Source organism: Bartonella sp. MR63HLJHH, from assembly GCF_042194155.1.
In the GTDB taxonomy this organism is placed as follows: domain Bacteria; phylum Pseudomonadota; class Alphaproteobacteria; order Rhizobiales; family Rhizobiaceae; genus Bartonella; species Bartonella grahamii.
Map to the genome: position 1 here is coordinate 153722 of NZ_JBHIMN010000004.1, position 16744 is coordinate 170465.

General features: G+C 42.6%; 19 protein-coding genes and 1 pseudogene. 18 read left to right on the top strand and 2 right to left on the bottom strand.

Annotated features, from left to right (window positions below; genetic code table 11):
* Positions 1-2 precede the first annotated feature (2 nt).
* The 17 genes from ACFIKQ_RS04150 (at position 3) to ACFIKQ_RS04230 (ending at position 15611) form a co-directional block, all read left to right on the top strand.
* The gene (locus tag ACFIKQ_RS04150) at positions 3-914 is read left to right on the top strand and encodes a hypothetical protein (protein WP_375647086.1); all 912 of its coding nucleotides are present in this window, start codon (positions 3-5) and stop codon (positions 912-914) included.
* A gap of 97 nt (positions 915-1011) precedes the next feature.
* Entirely contained in the window at positions 1012-2154 is a 1143-nt protein-coding gene (locus ACFIKQ_RS04155; protein WP_375656029.1) for a N4-gp56 family major capsid protein, read from the top strand.
* A gap of 19 nt (positions 2155-2173) precedes the next feature.
* Complete coding sequence (locus ACFIKQ_RS04160) at positions 2174-2632, top strand: hypothetical protein (RefSeq protein WP_375656030.1); 459 nt, start codon at positions 2174-2176, stop codon at positions 2630-2632.
* Positions 2633-2704: 72 nt separating this feature from the next.
* Complete coding sequence (locus tag ACFIKQ_RS04165) at positions 2705-3403, top strand: hypothetical protein (RefSeq protein ID WP_375656031.1); 699 nt, start codon at positions 2705-2707, stop codon at positions 3401-3403.
* Positions 3403-4860, top strand: coding sequence for a hypothetical protein (locus ACFIKQ_RS04170; RefSeq protein ID WP_375656032.1), 1458 nt, complete (start codon positions 3403-3405; stop codon positions 4858-4860). The genes ACFIKQ_RS04165 and ACFIKQ_RS04170 overlap by 1 nt, the downstream gene beginning before the upstream one ends.
* A 41-nt stretch (positions 4861-4901) precedes the next feature.
* Positions 4902-5285 (top strand): hypothetical protein, encoded by a 384-nt coding sequence (locus ACFIKQ_RS04175; RefSeq protein ID WP_041581411.1) that lies wholly within the window; start codon positions 4902-4904, stop codon positions 5283-5285.
* Between the two features lies 1 nt (position 5286).
* On the top strand, positions 5287-6342 hold the full coding sequence (locus ACFIKQ_RS04180) for a tail fiber domain-containing protein (RefSeq protein ID WP_375647080.1): 1056 nt from the start codon (positions 5287-5289) through the stop codon (positions 6340-6342).
* A complete protein-coding gene (locus ACFIKQ_RS04185) occupies positions 6342-8201 on the top strand; it encodes a hypothetical protein (RefSeq protein ID WP_375656033.1) in 1860 nt (619 codons plus the stop codon). Before ACFIKQ_RS04180 ends, ACFIKQ_RS04185 begins: the two co-directional genes overlap by 1 nt.
* The gene (locus ACFIKQ_RS04190; RefSeq protein ID WP_375656034.1) at positions 8194-10425 is read left to right on the top strand and encodes a hypothetical protein; all 2232 of its coding nucleotides are present in this window, start codon (positions 8194-8196) and stop codon (positions 10423-10425) included. Before ACFIKQ_RS04185 ends, ACFIKQ_RS04190 begins: the two co-directional genes overlap by 8 nt.
* Positions 10425-11417, top strand: a complete 993-nt coding sequence (locus ACFIKQ_RS04195; RefSeq protein ID WP_375656035.1) for a transglycosylase SLT domain-containing protein — start codon at positions 10425-10427, stop codon at positions 11415-11417. Before ACFIKQ_RS04190 ends, ACFIKQ_RS04195 begins: the two co-directional genes overlap by 1 nt.
* A complete protein-coding gene (locus tag ACFIKQ_RS04200) occupies positions 11410-12390 on the top strand; it encodes a tail fiber protein (RefSeq protein ID WP_375656036.1) in 981 nt (326 codons plus the stop codon). Before ACFIKQ_RS04195 ends, ACFIKQ_RS04200 begins: the two co-directional genes overlap by 8 nt.
* A 9-nt stretch (positions 12391-12399) precedes the next feature.
* Positions 12400-12663, top strand: a complete 264-nt coding sequence (locus ACFIKQ_RS04205) for a hypothetical protein (protein WP_375644600.1) — start codon at positions 12400-12402, stop codon at positions 12661-12663.
* Between the two features lie 6 nt (positions 12664-12669).
* A complete protein-coding gene (locus ACFIKQ_RS04210; protein ID WP_375652911.1) occupies positions 12670-14358 on the top strand; it encodes a hypothetical protein in 1689 nt (562 codons plus the stop codon).
* 13 nt (positions 14359-14371) lie between these two features.
* On the top strand, positions 14372-15037 hold the full coding sequence (locus tag ACFIKQ_RS04215) for a lysozyme (RefSeq protein ID WP_375656037.1): 666 nt from the start codon (positions 14372-14374) through the stop codon (positions 15035-15037).
* The gene (locus ACFIKQ_RS04220) at positions 15034-15261 is read left to right on the top strand and encodes a hypothetical protein (RefSeq protein ID WP_375656038.1); all 228 of its coding nucleotides are present in this window, start codon (positions 15034-15036) and stop codon (positions 15259-15261) included. The genes ACFIKQ_RS04215 and ACFIKQ_RS04220 overlap by 4 nt, the downstream gene beginning before the upstream one ends.
* Positions 15194-15412: a hypothetical protein gene (locus ACFIKQ_RS04225; protein WP_375647072.1), complete on the top strand. Its 219-nt coding sequence runs from the start codon at positions 15194-15196 to the stop codon at positions 15410-15412. Before ACFIKQ_RS04220 ends, ACFIKQ_RS04225 begins: the two co-directional genes overlap by 68 nt.
* Positions 15393-15611: a hypothetical protein gene (locus tag ACFIKQ_RS04230; protein WP_375647071.1), complete on the top strand. Its 219-nt coding sequence runs from the start codon at positions 15393-15395 to the stop codon at positions 15609-15611. The genes ACFIKQ_RS04225 and ACFIKQ_RS04230 overlap by 20 nt, the downstream gene beginning before the upstream one ends.
* A 48-nt stretch (positions 15612-15659) precedes the next feature.
* Here the strand turns inward: ACFIKQ_RS04230 and ACFIKQ_RS04235 are convergent, their stop codons facing one another.
* Positions 15660-15941 carry a type II toxin-antitoxin system YafQ family toxin gene (locus tag ACFIKQ_RS04235; protein WP_375647070.1) on the bottom strand — a complete coding sequence of 94 codons (282 nt, stop codon included), beginning with the start codon at positions 15939-15941 and terminating at the stop codon, positions 15660-15662.
* Positions 15942-15948: 7 nt separating this feature from the next.
* Positions 15949-16230: a type II toxin-antitoxin system RelB/DinJ family antitoxin gene (locus ACFIKQ_RS04240; protein ID WP_375644606.1), complete on the bottom strand. Its 282-nt coding sequence runs from the start codon at positions 16228-16230 to the stop codon at positions 15949-15951.
* Between the two features lie 202 nt (positions 16231-16432).
* On the opposite strand from ACFIKQ_RS04240, the pseudogene ACFIKQ_RS04245 reads away from it, so the two are divergent.
* A pseudogene (locus ACFIKQ_RS04245) lies at positions 16433-16744 on the top strand (helix-turn-helix domain-containing protein); the annotation flags it as partial.

The following is a 16744-nucleotide window of genomic DNA, read 5'->3' on the forward strand; positions in this document are numbered from 1 at the left end:
ATATGGAAGAAGAGTTTACGCCTGAAGAACAAGCAATCTATGATGAACATTTTGCCAGTGATAATGCCGTTGAGTTGGTCGAGCCTGAACAAGTTGAGGAAGTTTTTGATGCAGAGGAAAGTTCTGAACAACCAGCTGTAGAACCACTTCAAGAGCAGCCAAATTCTGATGCAATAGAATCTGATAAATTAGAGCAAGAGCGGCAAGCACGCCAAAAGGCAGAACAAAGCGCCATTGAAGCGCGTGAATTGGCTATTGAACTTGCGCAAAAATATGCCGCAATGCAGGAAGAAATCACGCGCCGCCGTGAGGAAAATATTCCCTCCCTAGAAGACACCCCAAAAGCACATTTTGCATGGCTTAGTCATAAGGTACAGGAACAACAGAAATTGCTTGATGAGTTTTCTCATATGAAAGAGAGCCAAGAGCGCATGAGACAAGAGGAATATGAACGCCAAAAGTTGGGGGATTATTTCGAGGAAGCCAAAGCGCAAGTACAAGATAAATATCCAGATTTAGACAGTATCACAGACTATCTCTATGAAAGAGCAGACAGTGTCTTACAAGCGCAAGCAAGCCTTTATCCGCAATGGAAAGACCCAGAGGCACGGCAACAACAAATTGGTGCTGAATTGCGCCAAATATGCCAGCAGTGTCAGAAAGCCGGTATAAATCCAATTGAGGTGCTGGTGCAAAAAGCGAAAGCTTTTGGCTATAGTGGAGCGCCAGTTAAGGACGAAGTGGGAGCCCTTCAAGAGCGCTCTCAAGCAGCGCGGACGCTTACAGCGCGCGGCGGACAAGTTCCAACCGGCGGTATGGATGTGAGAACGCTCTTTTCCATGCCAGAAGCCGAATTTGCTGTATGGGTTGAGAAAAATCCCGAAAAATTTGAACAAATTATGAGCAGAGCGTGAGATGTGCGTGGTGACGCGACAGAGAGAACCAAGTGATTGTTATCGTTTGGGGGAGCCGCAAGGCGAGTTTTAAAAACCAAGAAAGGCATTGATTGAAATGGCAGTAACACAGGTAAATCTTAATGACCCATTAGCCGTTGGCGTTTGGGCTAAGATGCTAAACACAGAGACCTCAAAAGCGTTGCCTATTGCACCGCTGATGGGAAAAGGCAAAAACAGCATTATTCAAGTATTGGATATGCTAGGAAAATCTGCTGGTGACTCTGTGACGAGCGGATTACGCGTCCAACTTATGGGGGATGGCGTTAGCGAGGGACAAACGCTGGAAGGCAATGAAGAAGCACTCCAATTTATGAATGAAACGGTGCGTATTAACGAGCTTTCTCATGCTGTACGCGTAAAATATGAAGGCACCATTGATCAACAACGTGTTTTATTTAATTTACGAACAGAAGCAAAGGATGGGCTTGTTGATTGGTATGCAGATCGCTTAAGTTTGATGTTCTTCATTCAGGCAGCAGGTTATACAGCACCGTGGATTCATTTCGAAGGACGCACCATAACCCTTAAACCCGTACATTATGGTTTTAATGCTCCATTAGAGCCAAGCAAACTGCGTATTATTCGTGCCAATAAGAAAAAGACTGATGAAGAACTTACAAAAGACGATGTTTTTACATTAGATCTTATAGATCGGGCTGTTGAACGCGCTAAACTTGCTAATCCACGTTTGCGCCCTGTTCGTGTTGATGGAAAATCGGCATATGTGATGTATCTCCACCCAACACAGGTGACCCAATTGCGTACCAATACAAAGAGCGGGCAATGGTTAGACATTACTAAGGCAGCTTATGATGGCTCTGGAGCTAAGAACCCAATTTTTGAGGGCTCTCTGGGGATGTATAATGGAGTTATCTTACGTGAAGCTGAACATGTCCCCAATGGTATCAATTCAAAGACACAAGAGCCTTTAACATCTGTTCGCCGTGCTGTGTTGCTTGGTGCGCAAAGTGTTATCATGGCTTATGGGCGCGTTGGCAATGGAGCAACAGGAGGCGATGGGAAAGGGGGAACACGCTATAAACTTGTTGAAGAACTGTTTGATTATCAACGTGAATTTGGGGTTGCAGCTAAAACCATTATCGGCATGAAAAAATCACGCTACACCTTGCCTCATTCTGATCAAGGGGGACAGGATTTTGGTACCATTGTCATCCCTTCTTTTGCTGAAGCAAGCTAATTATTAAAGGATGACAATTATGGCAGAAAAATCGCTAATTACACAGGAACCTGTTGAAACCGTTGAGACCGTTGAGACTGTTGAAACCGTTGGCATGATAGATGAGGGATTGCCACCTGTTTTGCAAGGACGCAACAACTCTACGCAGCAGGTTAGTTTTTTACGGGCGCGTATTAAATGTACAGACCAAGGGTTGATAACAAAAATTGGTGTTCTACCCCGAGGCGCTTTTATCAAAAGCATTACAGCTTATACCATGGAGGATTTTGAAGATGTAAACGCTACATTTGGAAAAGAGCCTCATGGTAATGATTATGGAGATGTAGGGCTTACGCAATCTACCAATGGCAATGTGTACATACCCATGGAGGAACGAGATGTTCCATTAGAAGCTGAAAATACGATTTACATGACACGAGACAAGCAAAGCACCAAAGGTGATGCTGAGGTGATTGTTGAGTTTTACACCAATCGTTAAAGGCAAGGGGGCGTTTATTGCTTGCGTCCCCCTCCCATACAAGATGCCCCAAGACATTTGGAAGAGGGTGATATGACAATAATAGTACAGACAGGTGGTCCGATTGGAGAAAAAGAGACCATTGTTCCTTGGGATAAAAATTTTATCCAGATGTTAAACGATATTCAGGATGAAATAGATGATCAAACAGATGAGTATGTTGATCAAGTGCAAAGGGCGATATTTTCGGCTATTCGCTTTTGTGAACGATTGCCTTTTTATTTCAATGAAAGCCGTGAAATTGTTTTCACCACTCTAAAGGGCAAAAGCCGTTATGGCGCAGAGGCACATTCCTCTATAACAGGGGCTGTTCGAATTGTTGATGCTTATATTTATGAGGATAATCATAGCAAATCAAAGCTTTTGCATGGGGACGCGCTCTTCATTGAGAGCCTTGAGGATGACTCTCACCATGGCATGCCTACGCGCTATGCCTATTTTGAACAAAAGTTTGTCTTGTATCCAACACCAGACCGAGTTTATTCCATCAGGCTTATTCTTGATCCTGTGAGAATAAAAGACATTGAGAGCGCACAAGAAGCGTCCATATGGTTTTGTGAAGCCTATGAATTGATCAAAACCCGCGCAAAATATGAAATTTATACCAATATTATTAAAGAACCACAGATGGCAGCAGCAGCTTTTGCCATGTTCCAAGAACAGTTAGATGCATTGAGAATTGAGACTTCGCGGCGCAAAAATCTGTTCAAAATTCAACACACGGACTTCTGATGACGTTTATCCCTATTGCTGAATATAGACCAGACACCGCATTTATTAATAGCGGTTATTCTCATGAGATAGTGAATGTTTTGCCTGCACCAAATTCGTATATTCCGTTTCCCATGGTTGCGCCGGTCTCAGATCCTTTTCCGGATATGATTTTGGGGGTCTATGCTGTGCGCTCATTGGGTGGTGTGCGCATCATTGTGGGTGCCCCAACAAAGCTTTATGAATATGACAACAGCACGCGCGGCTGGAAAGACATTAGCAAGCCTCACACACAATATCACGCCAATGAGACTGCGCTTTGGTCTTTTGCTTCTTTTGGTGATCATATCATTGCTGTTAATAACAATGACCCACCACAAATGCTTTCGTTAAAAACGGAGGAAAGGTTTTGTGATGTGGGCGGTAATCCCCCGCGTGCTGGACTTGTGCGTGTGTGGGGTGATTTTGTTTGCTTGATGCAACTAACAGATAAGCCAAACCGTGTTCAGTGGTCAGGTCTCAATGATGCAACACATTGGACAGTTGGGGAGAAAAGTTGCGATTATCAAGATTTTCCTGATGGAGAATATGTTCAAGGGTCTACGGAATCAACAAATCCACTTATTTTTATGCGTTCCGCCATTTATCACGCAACCTTTGTACCAGGCTCTAAAATTATCTTCAGTTTTGCAAAAATAAAAGACAAAATAGGGGCGAAAAGCAGTACAGCAATTGCAAGCCGTGGAGACTGTACTTTCTTTGCATCTGATGATGGTTTTTATCAAATCAACAGTGCTGGTGAAATGCTTCCTATTGGCTTTGGAAAAGTCGATAAAACTATCTTCACACTTTACAATAACTTTGCCATTGATGAGATGAGGGCATGTATTGATCCTGTCTATTCTCGTGTTTATTTTTCTATCAATGACAACACTGAAGGGATGCATATTTATGTTTATGATTGGCTCTTGCAAATATGGAGTGTCATTAAGGGGCAAAACCTTCTCTTATTTCCCCTTTTTGCAGCCGGTTATACATTAGAAGGCTTAGACGAAGTACAAGAGAGCTTGAAAGATTTACCAGCTTCTCTTGATAGTAAAATGTGGCAAAATGGTGCGCCTGTTTTGGGAGCCTTTACGCCAGACAACAAATTTGGTTTTTTTGCAGGTCCTCCGATGGAAGCCGTTATTGCTTCACAAATTGTGGGGGATACGGGCAGGCAAATCAACCTGATGAGTGAGGCTTTTGTTCAAGCGGATACAACAAAAGGTTTTTTAAGTGTTGGGGCGGCTTTTATCATTGATAACAAGAACCAATTAAATTGGGCTAAAGAGCGTTATGCCGGCTATAATATTGGGATGTATAATATCCGCTCACGGGCGCGTTATCACGCTTTGCGTCTGAGAATACCAGAAGGCACGCCATGGACGCATATAACAGGCTTTGATGTAACGCTCAAACCCGCGGGCATAAGATGAGTTTTAAGATCTATAATACAGAAAAATGGAGCGCTGAACAAATGGCGCCCTATTTTGAGAATGTCATAAAATCGATAGCTTACTTTAATCAAAAATTCCCTGATGATTATAATACAGAGACCATTTTAAACGATATTTTGAAGGGAGAAAAAGTTCTTTGGATTATCGTTGATGCGCATGAAAACTTTATGGCGCATGTCACAACACAGTTACAGGAACTCGTCACTGGAGCATTAAGGGCGGTTATTGTCACGCTTGGTGGAAAGGGAGGAGCGCCCTTAACAAAGCTTATCACTCAGATTGAAGCCTATTACAAGAAAAAAGGGGCAAAAGAGCTTGTCATTATAGGCAGACGAGGGTGGGAAAAATCTCTTAAATCGCATGGATATTTCGTTAATCTTTTAGAATATAGAAAGCAGCTTTAACATGGGAAAAAGTTCTAAACCAATCCAGAATACCCAAAACACGACGCAAACAAATGAACCCCCTGCATGGGCAAAAGGTATTTTTGAACACGCAGCTCAAGATGCCATGACTTTTTATAACCAAGGCAGCGGAAAAGCTGTTTATGACGGGCAGCGTGTTGCGGGGTTAAGTGATCAAACAAAGAATGCCATTAATGGGCTTAGCAATAATACGCATAACTATGATAACAATTATTTAAATGGATTAGCCACAGGGCAAAATTCAACAAGCCAAAACTTAAAGAACATGGCTTCAGGGCAACAAATAGGCAATAACCCTTACTTTGATGAAGCGCTTCAAAACACATTAAATAAGGCAACAAGCTCTATTAATAGTTCATTGGCAGGTGCTGGGCGTTATGGTTCTGGTGCACATACTGGGGTTTTGGCTGATGAATTGGGGGGCATAGCAACACAAGCTCTATCACAGCAATATAACCAAGATGTCAACAATATGATGAATGCCAATGGTCTCATTGACCAAGCAAACCAAAATCAGTTGGCGGGCGCCAATAACTTTTTTCAAGGTCAAGGTCAGGCAAATCTCAATGCGTTGACGGGAGGGAGTGTACTTGATGCCAATCATCAACGGCAATTGGATGAAGAGCGGCAAAAATGGGAGCAGCAAAACAATCTTGATTGGGACCAGTTAAGTAAGTTGCTCGCAGCTGGTGGGGCTGTTGCTGGAAATTATGGAACGCGCACAGGACAAATGACGACATTGACTCCACAGCCAAAACCTAATCCGTGGGAGATTGTTGGAAATGTTGGAACTATCCTTGGTACTTTTGCTGGGCTTAGTGATATCAGAGCGAAAGAAAATATCGTGCAAGTGGGGCAGCGAGATGGACACAAACTCTATGAGTATAATTACAAGGGCTATCCAGAGCGCTATCGTGGGGTGATGGCGCAGGATGTTTTGAAGTCAAAACCTGAAGCTGTTTTCTTGCATAAGGCGACAGGCTTTTTGCATGTGGATTATGGCAAGCTTGGCTTTGAGATGGAAAGGGTGCAGTGATGGAACAAGAAAACACAAATTCTCTTTTAAAGTTGTTTGATCCAAAATTTTTGCGTCCCTTGATGTATCAGGTCATGCCTCAATTGCCAAAGCATTTGTTCGAACAGCTTTCTACGCCTCCAAGCACGCCGTTGGAAGGGCGATACAAGCCAAGTTTTTTAGAACGCGCTGCTTTTAGCACAAACCCTTTTGATGCGAGCAATGGGGATAATACTCCACAAAAATTGAGTCCTACAGAGCTTATTCGCGGTGCTCAAACAGGAGGAGGAGAAGTTGGGAAAAAAACGCCAGCAGAATTGATTATGTCTACGGATGATTTAAAGCGCCAAATGCCTCCATTACCGGATGTTTCAAAGGATACTGTTAAGATACAAGAGGCGCCAGAGCAACAAAAGCATGACTTCTCAGAGCAGGGAGGTGTTGCATCAATGATTCCTCAATCTCCACTTGTTGCGAACATTGATCAGTCTAGTGGGGATGAAGCTGGGCGACAGCAGAAAAATGTGATGGATTATATTGCTCAACTTAATGAGAAATCTATAGCGGAAAACTCTTTGAAAAACGATTCTGGAAATGATGAGGAAAAGCTTTTTGATGCACCTATAGGAGAAGAAAAACATTTGAATGCACACTTACCAGAAGAGGAGCATTTAAAAGCAAGTGCTAAGCCCGAACAGGCAACGGATTATGTAAACGCAGTTGGAAATTTTATCCATAAAGATGCAAATCCAAGTAGCTTATGGGAGCGTTTTAGAAAATCAGAATTTTCCGAGCATTTAATGGATTTTTTTGCGGGGTTAGCATCAGGAAAAACACCGCAAGAAAGTTTTTCAAATGCGGCACTTGTTATGCGGCAGGGCAATAATATACGTGCTCAAAATAGACCAATTTTTGAGTTTTTACGCTCTAAAGGATATAGTGATAAAGACGCACAAGCCCTTGTGCAATATCCAGATCTTGCCATGAAAGTTATAGGCAACACGTTAAGCCCTCAAGAAGCCTATAGAACATTGACATCAGAAGAAAAGGCAGAGCAGGGATTGCCTGAGGATATGACTTTCCAAGTCTCAACAAGCACAGGGAAAATTATACCTGTCCAAGGAGGACAGCGTTCCACTGCTTCTGGATTAGGGGGGAATACTGATAACATGCTGTCAAAGCCTGAAGCAGGTTATATGTATATTAAGGATAAAAAAGCACTTGGTGGCGTACGTGCGATGCCGATTGCAGGCAGTGGTGCAGAACATAAATTAATTCAAGAACAGAAGGAGGAGGAGCGTAAAAACCAACAAATGCAAATGCGAATTTTGGAAACAGCAGACAGATCAAATCGTATACTCTCGGCATCTAAAGAATTGCTAAAAATTGTTGAGGAAAATCCGCATGTTGTTGGTTTCACTGGTCCTATAATGTCGTTCCTTCCTAATTCTAAGGCAAAAGATTTTATGCATATGCTTGATTCATTAAAGGCGAGTATCGGGCTTGATGCCTTGAGAAAAGCAAAAGCATTTTCACCAAATGGTGCATCTGGCTTTGGAAATTTGTCTAATATGGAATTGCAAGCATTGCAAAATTCTGTAGCGGCACTGTATCAAGATCTTTCTGCAGAGCAAATGAAGAAGTCGTTAAAAACAGTTATTGACACTTTCAATAAATCCAATGCAGCAACGCGCGCAATTCTTTTTGGTGGTGCAGAAGCAACAAGCGAGCTCGTTCGAGCCGCCTATGGGCAAGATGCTTATAAGGAAAATCATGCACAGTCAAATGATCCACTAGAAAAACAGATAGAAGCATTGCCGGAAGGCATGCTGTTCGTTGATAGTGACGGGCGCATTAAGGAGAAACAAACCAATGGCTGAAGTAATTCCTCCTCTTATTAATCGTAAAAACACAAGAGTTATTGGGCATATAAGTGACTATACACCAGAACAGCTTCAAGAGCTTTTCGCGAAGAATAAGGAAAGGCTAAGTGGTTCTGTTACAGGAAATAATGGTGCAACAGAAGAAGATAGTCCACATCCAAGTGCAGCGGGTGCTTTTGGATGGGGTGCTCTTCATGGGTTAACTATGGGGTATGATGATGAAATAGCTGGAGTATTCGCTTCGGGACCTCTGGGACCTATTAATTATTGGATGGGAGATGAAGAAGCAGTTAAAAAATATAATGAAGTGACAAAGCGATGGCGTGACTATCAAAGAGCGGCGAACCGAGATCAGTTTTATGCATCTATTGCGGGGAATTTAGCGGGTGCTGCAATTCCTTTTCTAATACCAGGTCTTGGCGCTCCTGCGGCTGCTCGTGCGGCAATTGGGGCTGATGTTGTGCTGGGAGGAAGAGCTGGTGTTGCAGGAGCACAAATAACCAGTAAAGCTTTAGCAGCAGGAGAAAGGGCGGTGCAATCTGCTTTAGCAGAGGGTGCGGAACGGGCAGCGGCAAAAGCTGCAGGTGAAGCAGCAATGAAAGCAGTAGCAAGTAAAGAGGCGGCAAAATTTAGCTTGGGGCGTGCAGCAAAAACTGGAGCCATTTATGGCGGAATAGCAGGCAGTGGTGAGGGGGAAGGGCTTGCAGATACTCTAGTGTCTGCTGGGTTTGGTGCAGGGTTAGGCGTTGCAACACCATTTGTTGCCAGTGGTGTATCAAAAGCAACATCTTTTGCGACAAGATCACTTAAAAAAACGCCTGCTATTGTGAAAAAAACACCTGAGGCTCTCAAAAACACAGTTGGAAAATTGTTTGGTAAAACTGAACCAATAACACAAGGTGTAGAAAAAGAAGCATTTCAGATAAGCGATAGAGCGCTTAGGGATGTAAGCCAAACTTTAGGGGATGAAGGTGTTGATAAGCTTGAAAGGGCATTAAAACAGCGAGGTCCTGATTCAATGATTATTGATCTTCATGATGGGCTTGCTACAAGAGCTTTTAAGGCAGCAAAAAAAGACCATGATACATATTCACTTGTGAGTAATCGTTTGGGAGCTAGACAAGATGCGAGTGCACTGCGGGTAAAGGATGCGTTGACAGATGTGATGGGTCCAAAAGTAGATACGCTTAATTTAAAGCAAGAGATTATCAAACAAGCACAGAACAAGGCTGAACCATTTTATGAGAGGGCGAAAGCTTCTCCCATTTCAAATGCTGTTCGTGAAGATTTATCGCGGTTGCAAGAAACACCTGCATTTCAAAAAGCATACAAAAAAGCAATTGTACAAATGCCAAATGAAGCGGATGCAACAGTTAGAGGGAGCAATGGATATCCAAAGCTGAATATGCGGATTTTACATAAGATGAAAGAGGTTTTGGATGATCAAATTAATTCTGCGCGCATCAAAGGAAAATGGGGATATGCTCGAGATTTGACTGATTTCAAACAACGCATTCTGGACGTTTTGGATACGTCATCTCCAGATTATGCTAAAGCACGGAAAATTTATTATGACGAGCGTACTATTGGTGATGCCCTCGAGCAGGGAGAGCAAGCGCTGAAGAAGAGCGTTAATCTCGACACAATCAACAGTCAACTTTCGGATTTTGGGTTGATGGAAAAAGATGCGTTTCAAAAAGGTATACGGTCGCAAGTAGAACATGCGGCAGGCAATGCACAGAATTTTGACCACAATCTTTTGAGTTTGTTTGACACAAAAAATGGTCAAGAAAAATTACAGCGTATTTTTGGTGAAGATAAAGCTAAGCAACTTATGAAAGTGTTGCGACCAGAAGTGGAAAGAACAAAGCTTTTTGCACGATTGCCAAACCATATGGGTGAAGTGGAAGAGAGGGGGGCACAACAGACTATGGGTATAGGAAAGATTGCTTTCATCAAGGCAGTTGTAAAAAATTTCGCAAGAGAATTTGGACGCAAATTTTCAAGCGTCCATAAAGATACTGAGAGAGATATTGCAGCGCTTATAACAGCGCGGGAAAAAGGAGATTTTGGGTTAGCAAGAGAAAAAGCTGTTGAATTAATTAAGACGTTTCATGAAGCAGAAAAGAAACGCTTAATAACACGAGAAAATTATACGAAATTCATTAATTTTGTTGGAATTCTTTTGAATAGCAGTGCTGATAGAATGGTTATAAACTAATGATCAATTTTCATCCTAATGTGAAGCGTGCTATCTCACAGGCAGCACAAAAATATGGTTTGCCAGAAAGCTTTCTTGAACGTGTTGCTATGATAGAAAGTAATGGTAATCCAAATGCAAAAAATAAGAACAGCAGTGCGGGAGGGCTGTATCAATTTTTAGATTCAACAGCAAAACACTATCAACTGAATGATAAGTTTGATCCCTTTCAAGCAACCGATGCTATGGCACGGTTAACGAAGGATAATACGCGTTATTTAGCCACAGCATTAGGCAGAGAGCCATCAGAGGCAGAGCTTTACCTCGCACACCAACAAGGACCAGCAGGGGCAGTAAAACTTATCAAAAATCCACATATTCCAGCAAGTCAGCTTTTAGGTCGACAGGCAGTCACACTCAACGGTGGCAACATGGAAGCTACAGCAGGGGATTTTATGAATCATATTTATGGGCTTTACAATAAAACGGGAGATGCTTTGAAGAGAACGATACAGCAAAACCAAAGCAATGGACAAGCAGCACCAAACGAGGTGGGTCCTTTGCGTGGGGTTGAGAGGCTTCAAAAGACACTTCAAGGTAATCAGGTGGGTCAAGGTGATCAAGGGGGCAACCAATTAATGGCATATGACACGCCATTCCCAAACAGAATGATGGCACCTGAAAGCAGAGACAATTTAACAGGACGGGTTATGGAAACCACACCATTGCAAGGGCAAGGTATTGATGCAGGTGCTCTTAAAAAGGGCTTTTCCGGCTTGCTTCATTTAATGAGAGAGAATGGAGAAAGACAAAAACAGCAGGCACAGATGGTACAGCAACAAATGTTACAGCAACCAGTCATGGCGGGTTTCTCACAATCGACTGGGCGCCCGACAGATTTAACAGCTCTCATTGATCCCTCTAGGCGGCAATCTGTTGGTTCCTATGGGCGGCAAAAAGAAGAGCAATTGCGCGAAGAGCTATTAAGAAGAACGGGGGCTTATCATGTCTGATATTTATGACTGGTCACTCACAGCTGATCAAAATGCCAATTCCGATAGTATGATTAATTGGGCAGAAGGGCAGCCGCCTAGTTCTGTTAATGATAGTGCGCGGGTCATGATGCAGCGTATACGTGAATATCTTGCCGATAATGGTGGTTCTCTTGACTCAAAGTTTATTGTGAATGGAAAGGAACAAACAACATCAATCACGTTGACGACGGTGTCGCCAATAGCGAAATATAAAAACGATATCATTATCCGCTTTAAGGCGCGTGGTATAAATATTGGTACGACAACAATAAACATGAATAATATAGGAGCAAAGCCACTCTATAAAGCCACCAGCACGGGGATAGTACCATTGACAGGCGGTGAGTTACAAACAGGGGGCATTTATGAAATAGTCTATAATGATGGCGCATCAACAAAAGGTCTTGAGGGCTGGTATCTTTTAAATCCTACCCCCATTCCACCACCAAAGGTCGAAACCTTTCCTTGTGGGTTTATTGCGACCTTTGCTATGCAAGAAGTCCCAAACGGATGGCTTTTATGTGATGGCGCTACTTATGAACGCAAGGATTATCCGCAATTATTCAAGGCGATAGGGGATAAATGGGGAAAAGACAGCGATACAACCTTTAAAGTTCCAGATTTTAGAGGAGTATTTTTGCGCGGCTTTGATAATGGTCGCGGTTTGGACAGAAGTAGAAAATTTGCCAATATACAGCAAGATTGCCTTAAATCGCACACACATGCTTGTAGTGTTGAATCGGCGGGGCAGCACGCACACAATTTTCAGTATGCTGGAGTTGGATGGAGCGCCAATGATATTGGCAGAAGGAACCCCAATTATCACTATCAAACCCTTACAGGGATAACAGAACCTGCTGGAGTGCACACGCACAAGGTAACACTTTTTTCAACGGGTGAGGCAGAAACGCGCCCTGTTAATGCTACGGTTGTTTATGCCGTAAAATCATAAGGTTTTCAGATGATCAATAATCCGTCTGCTATTGATGATATTGCGGACGCGGAGCAAATCCGCGTCCTTTTTTATGCAAGCAATAGAATGGTTCATGCGCCATTGAATAAGATTCTTGATCTTGTCAAAAACGATATACAGCATGATCTTTTAAGCGCTTTGGCACAGTATCAAGAAGCAACAGATAAACGCATAGAGATCATGCAAAAACTTATTGATGAATTACAGTCTCTCATCCCCCACAACCTCAAAAACAAACTTACTAAGGAATGAAACGCGATGCCATTACCCTATCATACGCATATATTTAAGCTTGAACCAGCAACAAAGAAAGAAGTTAAAGAAGGTGTTTTAGATAGTAAGGCTCTTGCACCCGTTTCAGTGGGGAGTGCAGCAGCTTATGAGGTAGAGTATTTTGCAACTGCTGCTCAAGGAAAAAAGGCTGATGATGCTGTTGCAAAGAGAGATATTGGAGCTCTTGCTTACAAAGATAAGGTCACAATCAACGATATTGAAGCAAGTGGTGAAGCGCATGAGAATGCGATTTTATCAGGCGCTGGCTGGGTAAAAATATCGCCTTTAGGGATTGGCGATATGAAGGCTGCTACATATGATCCCGACAATGTGGGGGCAAATGCATTTTCTATGGAAAATATGCACGAGGGTCCTACCAAAAAGATTTTAACCACAGAGGAAAGATCAAAGCTACGATGGTTGAGTTCTACGCAGCCAACGATGGAAAAATGGCGGAGGGGAGATGAAGGTGTTTATTATCCCATATCTCCGGTAGATCTCAAAAATACCATTCGTTATTTTGTAGGCTCAAAGTCTGTTGGTATGTCAAAATCAGTTTATGATCCAGATAAAATAGAAAAAGATGCCTTTGATATGGAGAATATGAAAGAGGGGAATACGCATCTTATTTTAACCCCTCAAGAACGTGCACAGGTTGCAAAAATTGATAAAATTGAAGATGTGGCACAGCACGCACAGGAAAGTGCACAACAAGGGCTTTATGCAGCAAGTGAGGCAAGGAGTATAGGGAGTGCTGCATTCAATACAGCGGATGTTGCACAAACAATAGCTGAGTCCGCACAAAAAACAGGAGACAGGGCACAAGCTGTGGCAAGTGTCGCACAAGAAACAGCGGATAGTGTACAGAAAAAAGTTGATCTCATTCAACCTCTTGCAAAAAAAGACTGGATTGATGGCACAAAGACAGTGGATGCACTTATCTCACCAGCCAAATTGATGGCTTCAATCAAAGCAAATAGTAGCAATAGCAGCGGCGGTGGTAGCGGCAACAATGGTGGCGGGGTTAGGAAACCTGTTGAAATTCTGATGACAGAAAGCGGAGATATTCCATTGCCTGATGGTATTACTGCTGACACCGATATTGAAGTATGGGCTTGGGGCGGTGGAGGTGGTGGCGTTAAAGATGGCGGTGGCGGCGGCGGTCAATGCGTGCATGTTAAAATGAAAGGTTCTGATTTAGATAAATTAAAAACAGCTTACATTGGTCGTGGTGGTAAAGGCAATGACAGTAACATTTTGTGCAATGGTGGTAGAACAATGATCAAAGGGCTTGTTACAGCAGAAGGAGGATATTCCGTCTCCATGGCTCTCGTTAACTTTGGAGGGAAAGGTGGCGATGGAGGAGGAAACAGGGAGGGCAGCAGTGGTGAGAGCTTTATTTTTTCTGGTGGTAATGGTGGCGGGAGTGGAAGTGACGGCAAGAGAGCTGGTACTGGTGGAAGTTCTTTTCTTGGCGGTGGCGGCGGCGGTGGCGGTAAATGTAAGGGTTCTATCATGGGGCAGGGTGGTGAGAGTTACAAAGGTGGTAACGGTGGTAGAGGTGGTAAAGAATGTGGCGGCGGCGGCGGGGGATATTTCGATGGGAAATCCGGAGGCGACAAAATTGGCGGCGACGGTGGTGACGGAGCAGTACTCATAAAGGTATATTTATAAGGTGAATTGAACAATGGCACGGAAAATAAGTAAAGACTGTTTATACTGTTTAAAAAAGTGGGAAGGTTTGCGCTTGCAGGCTTATCAAGATGCTGCTGGCATATGGACGATTGGTTATGGTCATACGAAAAAAGCCGGTCAACCAACAGTTGTTGAGGGTATGGTGATTACGGAAAAAAAAGCCGAAACCATGCTTTTAGCAGATTTGCAGCAATATGAGAGAGCGGTAGAAAAAGCAGTTTGTGTGAATTTAAGCGATGAACAATTCGGCGCTCTTGTTTCCTTTTGTTATAATGTGGGTATTGCAGCTTTCCAAAACTCTACATTGCTTAAAAGGCTTAATCGGGGGGATTATGAAGCAGTACCAACCGAATTACAAAAATGGACCAAAGCGGGAGGCAAACGTTTACAAGGTCTTGTACATCGGCGTGTAGCAGAGGCAGGGCTATGGGCAAAAGGGGCTTATGTTTCCTCCAATTATCAAACAGTAGAAACGCAAGCACCAACGGGGGTTTTCAAAGCAGAAGCTCTTGCACCGATTATTGGCTCTTTTTCAGGTCTTGGCGGTTTGTTAGCAGGCAATGGACCCATCCAATGGGCTTTGGCAACCATCATGGTTTTAGCCGCATGTGCTGGTATTTTTTTTGTTGCTAAACGCTTTCAGGAGCACCGCCTATGATCTTATGGATGAAAAGAAATCTGATGGTAACAGGTGCGGCTTTAGCCGCTTTTTTTATTGCCTTAGCTAGAGCCTTTACCCTTGGGAAAAAGGTTGAACAGCAAAAGCAAACAGAAAGTGCTTTAAAGGCAGTAACAGCACGGCTTGAGGTAGAAAATGAAATTAACAAAAAAAGTGATGCTGATGTGCGTGCTGCTCTCTCTGACTGGCTGCGCGACAAATAAACATGCTTCTTCTTGTATTGGCTGGTTGCCAATTTATTTAAGCCGGCAAGATCTGAATGCCATCAGTTCGCACTTAGCAAGAGAGATCTTAAAGCATAACAAGCAGGGTGAGTATTTGTGTGGATGGAAACATGGCCAGAAGAAAAACTGAAAAATACACCGAGCTTACAGAAACAGAAAAAGAAATGCTTCAAGAAATGATCATCACCTACCAAAGTGTGAAAATGATGTCTCGCTTTATGAAATGGATTGTATTTTTTATCTTTTTGTTGATCCTTGATTTTGCCCGTCTCATGGATGCGATAGACAGTATCTTTGTCCATTTAAAACAATGGTTCTCAAAAAATTGAAAAACTCTCATAAAAGAAAAAACTTCGAAAAACTCTTAGGAGATCTAATCATAAGCGTAGTTCAGAATGGGAACCAAGTCGTAAGAGCTCTAGTGTTTTTGTATCTGGTTTTCGATAGATCAAAACTAAATCTGGCTTGATATGACAATCACGACAATTGCGCCATTGACCTGTTAGTGCATGATCTCTCCAATGCACCTTTAGCGGTTCATTCTCTGCTAACGCTTTGACCACAAGCAGCAAATCCTCCTCTAGTACATTAGCATATTTACCTTTGCTTTCACGTTTGAGATCACGCCGAAACGACCGAGTATAGACAATTTCCCGCATAGCAAGCTTAGATTTGCTTTTCAGATTTACGCGCTTCGGTTCTATCTTCGCGAATCATGGCTCTTAAGCCATCTAATGACGTGCGTTTAACGCGTCCCATTTCGGCATCCTCGATAGCTTGTAATGTTTCCGGATTTGGTTGGAATAGATCAAGCGGTAATGCTCGATCTCTAGCAATGCGGGTCATAAACATGCGTACTGCATCTGATACAGTTAAACCCGTAGACTTAATAACTGCACTTGCAATTTCTTGAACTTCATCAGGTATGCGGGCTTGAATTTTTCCCATTGCTAAATCTCCTATTTAATTGTACTACAATGTACTACAATGTACTACAATTAAAGTTGATGTCAAGAGATTTATCCATCACGCCGTACAACCTTGTGTATTAAGGAGGGTAGGAAGTTAATTTTAAAAGGAGCTAACCAAAACCTAAAAATTTCTGCTAGAATCACGTAAGAGCTTCTTTTTCTAATAGGATTTTTTTTAGATGCTAACACCATTTGGTAAAACCTTACGTAAACTTCGTATTGATCATTCTGAACGCCTTTTAGATATGGCTAAGAAATTAGACATATCTATATCATTTTTATCTTCTGTAGAAATTGGCAAAAGATCTGTTCCTGTAGGACTGGAAGAAAAGGTAATTGAACTCTATGCTTTAGATCAAGAGGTAGCAGAAATTTTGAGAAGAGAATCGGATGCTTGTTGCAAAAGTTTCACTATTGCAAAAGTTTCACTATAAAGCCTTCTAATCCGTTGAGTCGTGAAATTGTTGGCATGTTTGTTAGAAATTTACATA

What these genes read in the sequence shown, in the direction of transcription:
- ACFIKQ_RS04210 (WP_375652911.1), top strand. Translation starts at nt 12,670, where the DNA reads ATGCCATTACCCTATCATACGCATATATTTAAGCTTGAACCAGCAACA.
- ACFIKQ_RS04180 (WP_375647080.1), top strand. Translation starts at nt 5,287, where the DNA reads ATGGGAAAAAGTTCTAAACCAATCCAGAATACCCAAAACACGACGCAA.
- ACFIKQ_RS04150 (WP_375647086.1), top strand. Translation starts at nt 3, where the DNA reads ATGGAAGAAGAGTTTACGCCTGAAGAACAAGCAATCTATGATGAACAT.
- ACFIKQ_RS04155 (WP_375656029.1), top strand. Translation starts at nt 1,012, where the DNA reads ATGGCAGTAACACAGGTAAATCTTAATGACCCATTAGCCGTTGGCGTT.
- ACFIKQ_RS04230 (WP_375647071.1), top strand. Translation starts at nt 15,393, where the DNA reads ATGGCCAGAAGAAAAACTGAAAAATACACCGAGCTTACAGAAACAGAA.
- ACFIKQ_RS04160 (WP_375656030.1), top strand. Translation starts at nt 2,174, where the DNA reads ATGGCAGAAAAATCGCTAATTACACAGGAACCTGTTGAAACCGTTGAG.
- ACFIKQ_RS04225 (WP_375647072.1), top strand. Translation starts at nt 15,194, where the DNA reads ATGAAATTAACAAAAAAAGTGATGCTGATGTGCGTGCTGCTCTCTCTG.
- ACFIKQ_RS04215 (WP_375656037.1), top strand. Translation starts at nt 14,372, where the DNA reads ATGGCACGGAAAATAAGTAAAGACTGTTTATACTGTTTAAAAAAGTGG.
- ACFIKQ_RS04240 (WP_375644606.1), bottom strand. Translation starts at nt 16,230, where the DNA reads ATGGGAAAAATTCAAGCCCGCATACCTGATGAAGTTCAAGAAATTGCA.
- ACFIKQ_RS04220 (WP_375656038.1), top strand. Translation starts at nt 15,034, where the DNA reads ATGATCTTATGGATGAAAAGAAATCTGATGGTAACAGGTGCGGCTTTA.
- ACFIKQ_RS04235 (WP_375647070.1), bottom strand. Translation starts at nt 15,941, where the DNA reads ATGCGGGAAATTGTCTATACTCGGTCGTTTCGGCGTGATCTCAAACGT.
- ACFIKQ_RS04205 (WP_375644600.1), top strand. Translation starts at nt 12,400, where the DNA reads ATGATCAATAATCCGTCTGCTATTGATGATATTGCGGACGCGGAGCAA.
- ACFIKQ_RS04165 (WP_375656031.1), top strand. Translation starts at nt 2,705, where the DNA reads ATGACAATAATAGTACAGACAGGTGGTCCGATTGGAGAAAAAGAGACC.
- ACFIKQ_RS04200 (WP_375656036.1), top strand. Translation starts at nt 11,410, where the DNA reads ATGTCTGATATTTATGACTGGTCACTCACAGCTGATCAAAATGCCAAT.
- ACFIKQ_RS04170 (WP_375656032.1), top strand. Translation starts at nt 3,403, where the DNA reads ATGACGTTTATCCCTATTGCTGAATATAGACCAGACACCGCATTTATT.
- ACFIKQ_RS04175 (WP_041581411.1), top strand. Translation starts at nt 4,902, where the DNA reads ATGGCGCCCTATTTTGAGAATGTCATAAAATCGATAGCTTACTTTAAT.
- ACFIKQ_RS04185 (WP_375656033.1), top strand. Translation starts at nt 6,342, where the DNA reads ATGGAACAAGAAAACACAAATTCTCTTTTAAAGTTGTTTGATCCAAAA.
- ACFIKQ_RS04190 (WP_375656034.1), top strand. Translation starts at nt 8,194, where the DNA reads ATGGCTGAAGTAATTCCTCCTCTTATTAATCGTAAAAACACAAGAGTT.
- ACFIKQ_RS04195 (WP_375656035.1), top strand. Translation starts at nt 10,425, where the DNA reads ATGATCAATTTTCATCCTAATGTGAAGCGTGCTATCTCACAGGCAGCA.